Below are 933 nucleotides of genomic sequence, written 5' to 3'. Positions count from 1 at the left end.
CATCAATCTGACCATTGCCATTGATGTCACCCGCGACTTCATCTGGATCATCAATTTGGCCATTGCCATTGATGTCACCAGCGACTTCATCTGGATCATCAATCTGACCATTGCCATTGATGTCACCAGCGACTTCATCTGGATCATCAATTTGGCCATTGCCATTGATGTCACCCGCGACTTCATCTGGATCATCAATCTGACCATTGCCATTGACGTCACCAGCAACCTCATCTGGATCATCAATTTGGCCATTGCCATTGATGTCACCCGCGACTTCATCTGGATCATCAATCTGACCATTGCCATTGATGTCACCAGCGACTTCATCTGGATCATCTATGACACCGTTACCGTTAATGTCACCTGCAATTTCTCCTGGCACATCAATAACCCCATTGCCATTAATATCACCAGCAATTTGAACATCAATAGTCATTACATAACTTAGTAATGAATCACTTTGTCCATCATTAACACTAAATTCAAAGCTATCATAACCAATACCATCTTGACCAGATACAGGAGTGAAGGTTAACAAACCAGCATCAATTGCTGCTTTAGATATTACTTGATTTGCAACCACATCATTATTGTTTAATTTTAAGCTTCCCACTCCTTCAAGAGAGGTAACCGTGATACTTGCTATAATATCAGCATCAGGATCAGTATAATTAAAATCATTTATGTTGAAGGTGTAAGTACTATCTTTCAACGTAGAAACATTACTGTTGGCTGCAGTAGGCAAATCATTACCCGCATTGATTGTAACCGTACTGGTTACGGCTACCGAATTACTATCACCATCATTGACCACCCAACTGACTGTCCGTGATAACATACTTGGATTATCTGAGGTATTCATATAGGTGATACTTTGTAAAGCATTTTGATAGTTAACCACGGTATCACTACCGGTTAGCGTTAATACAC

At 40.5% G+C, this 933-nt stretch carries 1 protein-coding gene; it reads right to left on the bottom strand.

Translation table 11 applies throughout. The features are described 5' to 3' along the window. Positions 1-933: hypothetical protein (locus IE867_RS14520; protein ID WP_192485412.1), on the bottom strand; the 933-nt coding region annotated here is incomplete at both ends.

Origin of the sequence: Cysteiniphilum marinum, from assembly GCF_014857925.1 — a bacterium.
In the GTDB taxonomy this organism is placed as follows: domain Bacteria; phylum Pseudomonadota; class Gammaproteobacteria; order Francisellales; family Francisellaceae; genus Caedibacter; species Caedibacter marinus.
The sequence above is the reverse complement of the archived record's forward strand: the minus strand, read 5'-3'. Positions and strand labels throughout refer to the sequence as shown.